Source organism: Nostoc sp. LEGE 12454 (genome assembly GCF_056620565.1).
The window spans coordinates 23,915-33,263 of the sequence record NZ_JBWQXL010000063.1; the positions used below are offsets into that span (position 1 = coordinate 23,915).

The 9,349-nt window shown below is 41.4% G+C and carries 4 protein-coding genes; 2 read left to right on the top strand and 2 right to left on the bottom strand.

Annotation, left to right across the window (positions count from 1 at the left end):
- Positions 1-559: 559 nt before the first annotated feature.
- Positions 560-6,175, top strand: coding sequence for an ATP-binding sensor histidine kinase (locus AC1F2U_RS32075; RefSeq protein ID WP_480264819.1), 5,616 nt, complete (start codon positions 560-562; stop codon positions 6,173-6,175).
- Between the two features lie 69 nt (positions 6,176-6,244).
- On the opposite strand, the gene AC1F2U_RS32080 is transcribed toward AC1F2U_RS32075, so the two are convergent.
- Together AC1F2U_RS32080 and AC1F2U_RS32085 are read right to left on the bottom strand one after the other, a co-directional pair.
- Positions 6,245-6,742 (bottom strand): N-acetyltransferase family protein, encoded by a 498-nt coding sequence (locus tag AC1F2U_RS32080; protein ID WP_480264824.1) that lies wholly within the window; start codon positions 6,740-6,742, stop codon positions 6,245-6,247.
- Between the two features lie 163 nt (positions 6,743-6,905).
- Complete coding sequence (locus AC1F2U_RS32085; protein WP_480264820.1) at positions 6,906-8,078, bottom strand: RpoD/SigA family RNA polymerase sigma factor; 1,173 nt, start codon at positions 8,076-8,078, stop codon at positions 6,906-6,908.
- An 810-nt stretch (positions 8,079-8,888) separates the two neighbouring features.
- Here AC1F2U_RS32085 and AC1F2U_RS32090 point away from each other — a divergent pair.
- The coding region (locus tag AC1F2U_RS32090) for a primosomal protein N' family DNA-binding protein (RefSeq protein ID WP_480264821.1) at positions 8,889-9,349 on the top strand (461 nt) is incomplete at its 3' end.

Sequence of the window (9,349 nt, forward strand, 5' to 3'; positions counted from 1 at the left end):
ATATCCGCAACCAACTGCCACTTACAATAGTTTGTAGGAAGTATTTTTAAAACTTCCCGATGTGATAATAGAGATTATAAACCTGGGATTATTTAAGTATATTTAATAATAATTAAATGCTGAAACAACTTATATTTTACGCATTGATACCACTAAATTATAGTTATGAAAAATTAGTAAATACTGATTACCATAAAACTACCGCAAGAACCTAAATTTATTTTTCGTGCAGATGCCTTAAAGGATGTTTAAAAAGTCGTAAAATATACCAGAAAACCGTCTCCAAACCTTTGCCCATTGGCATCAGCCTGTCGTCAGACAAGCAAAGAGAGGCTTTGAAATCCCCATTTACTTGTAGGGAATGGGGTAGGGAGGTTAGGTTTCCGAGGCTTAGAAGTTACCAAAAATACTTTTCAAACATCCTCTGAGATTAATGGGATAGATTCAAGCCTAGTCGGTTGATTTAGCTCGATCGGGTTTCTCAATTTTTTACTAATAAATTGTGATAATTCGAGTTAATTAGGGAAAACTGAACTTAGGTTATCCAATAGCAACTTTTATGCCAGAGAATCGAGTCGATGTTCCCGGCTACCAAATTGGTGAGAGAATTTACACCAGCAGTCGCACTCTGGTTTATCGAGCTTTGCGAGAGACCGATCAAACTGCTGTTGCGATCAAACTTCTTACAAGTTCTTATCCCAGTCTGATTGAGTTGGCTCAATTCAGGAATCAGTACACAATTACGAAAATCTTAAATGTTCCTGGGGTTGTTCGGATCTATAGCCTGGAAAATTGTCATAATCGACCCGCTCTGATCTTAGAAGACTTTGGCGGAATTTCTTTGAAGGAGTATGCTGACACTTGGAGACAGGGATTCAGAAATGTAGCAAGTGAGGAAAATATTTCACCCTTTTGTCCTGAGTTTTTGAGCGAGTTTTTAGAGATTGCGATCGCACTTGCTGATATCCTGGCCGATCTCTACCATCACCAAATCATCCACAAGGATATCAAACCCGCCAATATCCTCATAAATCCCACTACAAAGGAGGTTAAACTCATTGACTTTAGCATTGCTTCACTGCTACCAAGAGTTAACCAACTTTCAACCAGCCCGACTGTTTTAGAAGGAACCCTCGCCTATATCTCCCCCGAACAAACCGGACGAATGAATCGGGGAATTGATTACCGCACTGACTTCTATTCTCTCGGAGTCACTTTCTATGAACTCTTAACTGGGCGATTACCATTTCAATCCGATGATTTGATGGAATTGGTGCATTGTCACATAGCGAAACAACCACCACTTTTAGGAGATAGAAAAGAGATTCCCCAAATTCTCTGTGATATCGTCATGAAACTGATGGCGAAGAATGCTGAAGACCGCTATCAGAATGCATTAGGGCTAAAGCACGATCTGCAAATTTGTTTAGATCAATTGCGGGAGAGTGGAAATATTATCCCATTTCAGCTAGGGCATAGGGACGTTTGCGATCGCTTTACGATTCCCGAAAAACTCTATGGCCGGGAAGCAGAAGTGGCAATGCTACTAGCAACCTTTGAACGGGTGCGCCAGGGAACTTCTGAAATGATCCTGGTTGCAGGTTCCTCTGGCATTGGAAAAACAGCAATTGTCAACGAAGTTCACAAACCGATCGCCCGTCAGCGCGGATACTTTATCAAGGGCAAATTCGATCAATTTAATCGTAATATTCCCTTTTTTGCTTTGGTGCAAGCATTCCGGGACTTAATAGCACAACTGCTGACAGAGAGTGATGCTCAAATTGACCAGTGGAAGGCCCAAATTTTATCTACATTGGGTGAAAGTGGTCAAGTGATTATTGAGGTGATTCCAGAACTCGAACGAATCATTGGCAAACAGCCCTCTGCGCCGGAATTATCGGGTACTGCTGTCCAAAGCCGCTTCAATTCGCTATTTCAGAAATTCATTCAAGTATTTACAACCCAAGAGCATCCCCTGGTCATTTTCCTCGATGATTTACAGTGGGCAGACTTGGCTTCTTTAAAACTGATGCATCTGTTGATGAGTGAAGCCAATAACTCTTATTTGTTAGTGATTGGAGCATATCGAGATAATGAGGTTTCTTCTGCACATCCCTTGATGTTGACCATTGAGGAGATGCGTCAAGAGGCGATTACAGTTAACAGTATTGTCCTTTCTGCCCTCACCCAAACCGACCTGAATCAACTGATTGCAGATACGCTGAAATATTCAGCAGAACAAGCAATTGCGATCGCCAATCTGGTGTATCAAAAGACCAAAGGTAATCCATTTTTCACTAACCAGTTTCTCAAATCGCTGCATGAAGATGGACTGATCGCTTTTGCCAGCAAAACAGGCGATTGGCAGTGCAATCTTCCTCAAATCCGGGCGCTTTCTTTTACAGAAGATATTGTAGAGTTTGTGGTGCTGCAACTCCAAAAATTGCGACAGCAAACTCAGGATGTTCTCAAACTGGCTGCCTGTATTGGCAATCAGTTTGATTTAGAAACCCTATCGGTTGTCTATGAAAAATCTCCAGCCCAAACCGCAGCAGATTTGTGGCCAGCTCTCAAGGATGGATTAATTTTGCCCTGTGTTGAAGGGTATACATTCTTTCAGGATGAGTCTGTTGTCATAGATGATTTGACAAACGATCGCGGATTGATAAATATTACCTACAAATTTCTCCACGATCGCATTCAACAAGCCGCTTATTCACTAATTCCGGCGAATCAGAAACCAGCAACTCACCTCAAGATTGGGCAATTGCTGTTGAGTAATACCCCGGAAACTGAGCAAGAATTGCTGATTTTTGAAATTGTCAACCAATTGAATCTTGGCAGAGAACTGCTCCCATCTGTGCCCGCTCGCGATCGACTGGCACAACTTAACCTGATGGCAGGAAAAAAAGCTAAATCTGCTACATCTTACCAGGTAGCAATTGAGTATTTAACTACCGGGATTCGTTTATTGAGATCCGACTGTTGGCACACTCAGTATGAATTGGCTCTAGCACTGCACGAATCAGCCGCCGAGGCTGCTTACCTTTGTGGTGCCCATGAACAGATGGAGCAATTGGCTCAAACAGTAATGCAGCAAGCCAAAACTCCACTAGATCAAATCAGCATTTACGAAACCAAAATCCAGGCGTATACAACTCAAAATAATGTAATCGGCGCGATCGCGATCGCTCGCCAGGGAATGAGTCTATTCGGCGTGGTTTTTCCCGAAACATCCACCCCCGAACATATTCAGCAAGCCCTTCAGGAAACTGCTGCCTTAATTAACGGACGTGATATTGCTTCCTTGGTTGACTTACCCCTGATGACGGCAAAAGACAAGCTGGCTGTTAACCGAATTGTGGCAAACGTTGCTCCAGCCGTTTACACCGCCGAACCAAATCTGTTTCCCCTAGTCATCCTGTCACAAGTTAAAGCATCAATTCAGTATGGCAATGCTCCATTTTCTGCCTTATGTTATGCCGCCTATGGCATTCTGTTAAACGGAATTCTCCAAGATATTGACAAAGCCTATCTCTTTGGCAACCTGGCTTTGGCGCTAACTGACAAATTTAATATTACCGACATCAAACCTAATGTGTTTTATGTTACGGGTGCTTTTATCACTTATTTGAAGTCTCCACTACAAAAATCTTTACAGCTGATACTGGAGGGCTACAAAATTGCTCTGGAAACTAGAAATGTCTACTACGTTGCTTTCAATACAAAAGACATCTGTCAGTATTCTTATTTTTTGGGACGAGAACTGAAATCCTTAGAGGAAGATATCCGATCTTACTGTCATGTTTTGGAAAATTTTAGGCAAGACATGGTTCTCAACTACTGCCGTGTTTTCTGGCAAACAGTTTTGAATTTGCTCGGCAAGGCTGACAATCCCTGTATTTTAACAGGTGAGGTACTTGATGAAGCAAAATTTTTGACTCAAATGCATAATGCGAATGACTTGATGGGGCCTCACTACTTCTGGCTACACAAGTTGATTCTCTGTTATTTGTTTGAAAACATCTCGCAAGCAGTGGAAACAGCCGTTCAAGCTAGAGTTTATCTAGTTGCAGGCACGGGGTATGCTACTGTGCCGATATTTTATTTTTATGATTCACTGACGGCTCTGGCAGAATATTCTAGAGCTACGGCCGATCGCCGAGAAATATTACTGGAGCGGGTGACAGAAAACCAGAAAAAAATGAAGACATGGGCGCACCACGCACCCATGAATTATTTGCACAAATTTGAACTAGTGAAAGCCGAAGAATGCCGAGTGTTGGGATTGATGGCGCAGGCAGTGGATCTTTACGATCGCGCGATCGCTGGGGCAAAAGTCAATGGATACATTCAAGAAGTTGCCCTCGCCAATGAATTGGCTGCCCGATTTTACTTGGAATGGAACAGAGAAACGTTGGCGTACCACTTTGTAGAAGCAAGCTACGCGCACCGTTCCCCAGGAAAGCACACGGAAGGTATGGCTCAAATTTACTTGATGAATGCCTATTACAGTTACCTAAAATGGGGAGCTGTAGCCAAAGTCAAGCAGTTGGAGAGCCAATATCCTCAATTTTTGGCTACGAGCCTTCAGGAGGAGGAAAATGCTTCTGCAAATCTTAGCCTCACCACTACAATCGGATTCACACACACTAGTTCCAGTGGGACTGAAGCGTTAGATTTATTAACGGCGATCAAAGCCTCTCATGCACTGGCTGAAGAAATTGAGTTAGAAAAGCTGTTGACAACCCTGATGCGGGTTGTAAGCGAAAACGCCGGCGCTGAAAAATCAGTACTCTTACTGCTTCAAGAGGATAATTGGGTGGTTGCAGCTCAAAGAAGCAGCAAAGCGATCGTCGAAAAGGAGCGATCTATGCCTTTGCATGAAAGCCTTGGGGTAAATCTGCACTCCTTACCTCTTTCAGCCAGTCAGGATATTCCTAAAACGGTGGTGAACTATGTATCGCGTACCTCCGAAACCTTAGTGCTAGATGATGCTCGCAAAGAAACCACCTTTGCCAACGATCCCTACATTATTCAATGGCAACCTAAAAGCTTGCTATGTACGCCTATTCACAATCGCGGCCAGATCGTTGGCATCCTATACCTAGAAAACAGTTTGACGACTGGAGCCTTTACCCAAAACCGTCTTGAGGTTTTGCGGCTGCTCACAGCACAAGCTGCCATCTCGCTGCAAAATGCCATGTTTTATAACAATCTTGCCGTAGCAAAAGCCCAACTAGAGGATTACAGCCATACCTTGGAGCAAAAGGTAGAGCAAAGAACTTTTGAGTTGAATGATAAAAATCAGCATCTCTCGGAAACTTTAGAACAACTACAACACACCCAAAGCCAACTAATTCAAACTGAAAAAATGTCTTCATTGGGGCAAATGGTGGCAGGTATCGCCCACGAAATTAACAACCCGATTAACTTTATCTATGGCAACGTCACCTATACCAATGAATATTGTCAAAATTTGCTGCACTTGGTCGATCTTTATCAACACTACTATCCTCAACCATTTGCTGAGATTCAAGAAGAACTAGAGAGTATAGATTTAAACTTCCTCAAATCTGACCTCCAAAAATTACTGCAATCAATGAAATTAGGAGCAGATCGCATCCGCCAGATTGTTCTTTCTCTCCGCAATTTCTCGCGCCTGGATGAGGCTGAAATGAAAACTGTCAATCTTCATGAAGGTATTGACAGCACCTTATTAATTTTACAGCACCGTCTAGAAGAGAAAACATACCGCCCCGCAATTAATGTGATTAAGGAATATGCCCAACTGCCTGAAGTAAATTGCCACGCTAGTCAGATAAATCAAGTATTTATGAATATTCTTAGCAATGCTATTGATGCATTAGATTCATTATTCACAACTGAACATACACAAACAAAAATCCCCACCATCGAAATTCGTACCAAAATGACTGAGGCTGATACAATAACCATTCAAATTGCAGATAATGGGTCTGGTATGTCTGAAAAGGTAAAGCAGCATTTATTTGACCCATTTTTCACAACAAAACCTATTGGCACAGGAACAGGCTTAGGATTATCGATTAGCTATTCTATTGTAGAAAAACATCGGGGACGAATAAGTGTAATATCGGATCTAGGAAAAGGAGCAGAGTTTTCCCTCTCTATACCGTTAAATTCAGTAAAGTGAAAAGTTCTATGATTAGGGTTAGGGCGTCACGGTAAGAGCATCTCAATCAGGCTTGACAGTTTTCCCCGATCAAAATTTAACAGACCCTAACTGAGTAAGCGCATCTTCTGTGACGCGACAAATTCGCCAATCATCTAATATAGATGCTCCCATACTACGGTAGAATGCTTGGGCTGACTCATTCCAATCTAAGACACTCCACTCTAATCGCCCACAATCACGTTCTACAGCTATCTGAGCTACTTTAGTTAGGAGAGCCTTACCAATACCTTGCCTGCGATACTCTGGTAAAACAAATAAATCTTCCAGATAAATTCCCGGCTTAGTCAGAAATGTTGAATAATTATGAAAAAATAGCGCAAAACCAACAGCTTGACCAGCAGATTCCGCTAATATTGCCTCTATATACCTCCGCGAACCAAATAAATGCTCCTGAAGTGCTAAAGCATTGCCAGTAACAGCGTGAGATAATTTTTCATATTCTGCAAGTCCCTCAATTAATTTAAACAATACCCTGCAATCGTCTGCTTGGGCAAAACGCACAATCAAATTGCTACCCGAAGTCATTAGTCTATAGTCCATAGTTTATAGTCCATAGTCTATAGGCAACTGGGCAATTTATTTTGAGTATTGACTAAATAAGAGCCGAAAAAAGCTACAAAACGCCCGATTTTTGCGAATTGCAAAGCTAATTAAGTTCCAGATTGCATCTCTATCTTGAGCAATGTAATTAAATCAACCAACCTTTTAAGCGTTTGGCTATGTGAGGACGGCGCAATTTCCGCATGGCTTTGCTTTGAATTTGACGCACTCGCTCACGAGAAAGATTGAACATATTGCCAACCTCTTCTAAGGTGCAGGGTTCGCTGCTTGTCAAACCATAACGCAGAGAAATCACATCTTTCTCTCGTGGAGTTAACACATCACCCAAGACTTCCCAAATCTCCTGACGCATCATGTTTTCATTCATTTTTGCTTCTGGAGACAAGTTATCTTCATCTTCTAGCAAATCCATCAATTCCGTGTCTTCTTCTTTACCGACGCGGTGGTTGAGAGAAAGTGCTTGTCGCCGTAGCTGTTGTAGCTGACGTAGTTGTTGCACGCTAATCTCCAAATATTCTGCCATTTCACCTTCAGTAGGATTACGACAGAGTTTTTGTTTGAGTTCTCGTTGGGCTTTTTTTAGCTTGTTCAGCTTTTCAACAATATGAATCGGTAGCCGAATTGTTCGCGCATCGTTAGCGATCGCTCTGGTAATTGCTTGTCTAATCCACCAATAGGCGTAAGTAGAAAACTTATATCCTTTATCGGGATCAAACTTTTCTGTAGCGCGATTTAAACCCATTGCTCCTTCCTGAATTAAATCCAGAAAAGGCACTCCCCGATTCAAATATCGCTTGGCAATAGAAACTACCAATCTCAAGTTCGAGCGAATCATTTTGCGTTTCGCTACTCTCCCTTGATACAAGCGATTTTCTAGTTGCTTTTCCGTCATTCCTAACTCGGAAGCCACTTCTAGTTTGCTGGCTTCATGTTCCAGTTTTAACTCTAAAGCCGCTTGTATTTCTCTAAATTCCTCTAGAAACCTGACTCGCCGCGCTAATTCTACTTCTTCATCAGCTTTTAAAAGCGGATAACGCGCCATTTCTTTAAAAAATGCGCCGACAGCATCATCATGTTCGGTTTTGTTGTATCCCGAAGGACGAGCCGCCGCCATGTCATCGCCATCGCGTTCGTCTGATTCCAGATTTTCTACTACAATTGGAGATTCTTCTTCTGCCACTGCATTTAAAGTATCGAGTGATGGTTCTTCGATATCAGCAGCATTCTCCAGTATTTCCATCTTTCCCAATTCAACAATATTCATATTTTCCTTTAGGGATTGTTGCTTTGTTTGGTACATAATTTATTTACACCTACTCGTTTGAGGCTTGGTAGTTTTCCCTAATGGACGATGCACCCGTAAAGAATAGCGAAATATAGGCTGATGCTAATTTGTTTATAGAAATAAAAATCGGCATCTACCTAGTACCTATAGGTTACAGTTATATACAACCTATAACGAAACTTACCTTAGCACCCAGCAAAACTTTTTTCTTAGATTCCCAACAGATATATTCTTCATTTTTTTCTGAATTATCAAATATGTCAAACCCCCTCAAACTTTCTCAACCTTAACAAATATAAAAATTCCAGCTACCCATCCAAATTTCTTAAACTTTCATATATTTTTCTAAATATTTATAATGTTTTAGGCAGCTGGAGACCACTGTATAAAAGGAAGACCTACTAATGGGTTTACCCATTGCTGATTTGATTTCAAGTTACCTATATGATACAAATTACAAGACTAGCAGTTTAATTTTGATACGATCTTACTTTGTATAAAAGCATCTCATATACAGAAAGGGTTGAATATCTACCGATAGGCGGAAAAAGGCTACTCCATATTTAGTAGATAGAGCAACTGTTGCAGCAATAGCCGACATGCTTTTATTTGTATAGTGGGCACCAAATATTTATTGCATATATAGTTGATACGAATTTGTCTAGTAGATTACATAAGAGGAAAATTATCAAGTATTATGAAGAATAACAGTATTGAGAAATACTATTTAAATTTAAGAAAGCAAAAAACTAAAGTTTAGTTAGCTAGGTTGATTTTGACCAGCTATGTGAGGAAAATATTTAATTAATTATAAAATCAGCAAGTATGTATATTAATGACATAAATTTATCTCCTTTAGTGGTGAGTGAACCGAGTGAATCATATAAGTCGGGTGAAACTGTTAATCGGTGGGTTGAAGTATTGGTAGACTGTCCAGGAAGTACAGGACTATTTACTTATCGATTGCCAACCCAGTTAGAAATAAAACCAGGGGATATTTTGAGTGTCCCATTTGGGGCGCAACAATTAGGAGCGATCGCGATTCGATTACTGGCACAACCGAATATCGATTTACCACCAGAAAAAATCCGGGAAGTAGAAGATATAGTCAGCGTTGGATTTTTCCCAAGTGCTTATTGGGAATTACTCAACCGAGTTGCTGCATATTACTATACGCCGCTGATTCAAGTAATCCGGGTTGCTCTGCCGCCAGGGTTGCTGGGGCGATCGCAGCGTCGTATCCGCCTGGTTGGAGGGGGGAAGGCAGGGGGGCAGGGGGGCAGAGG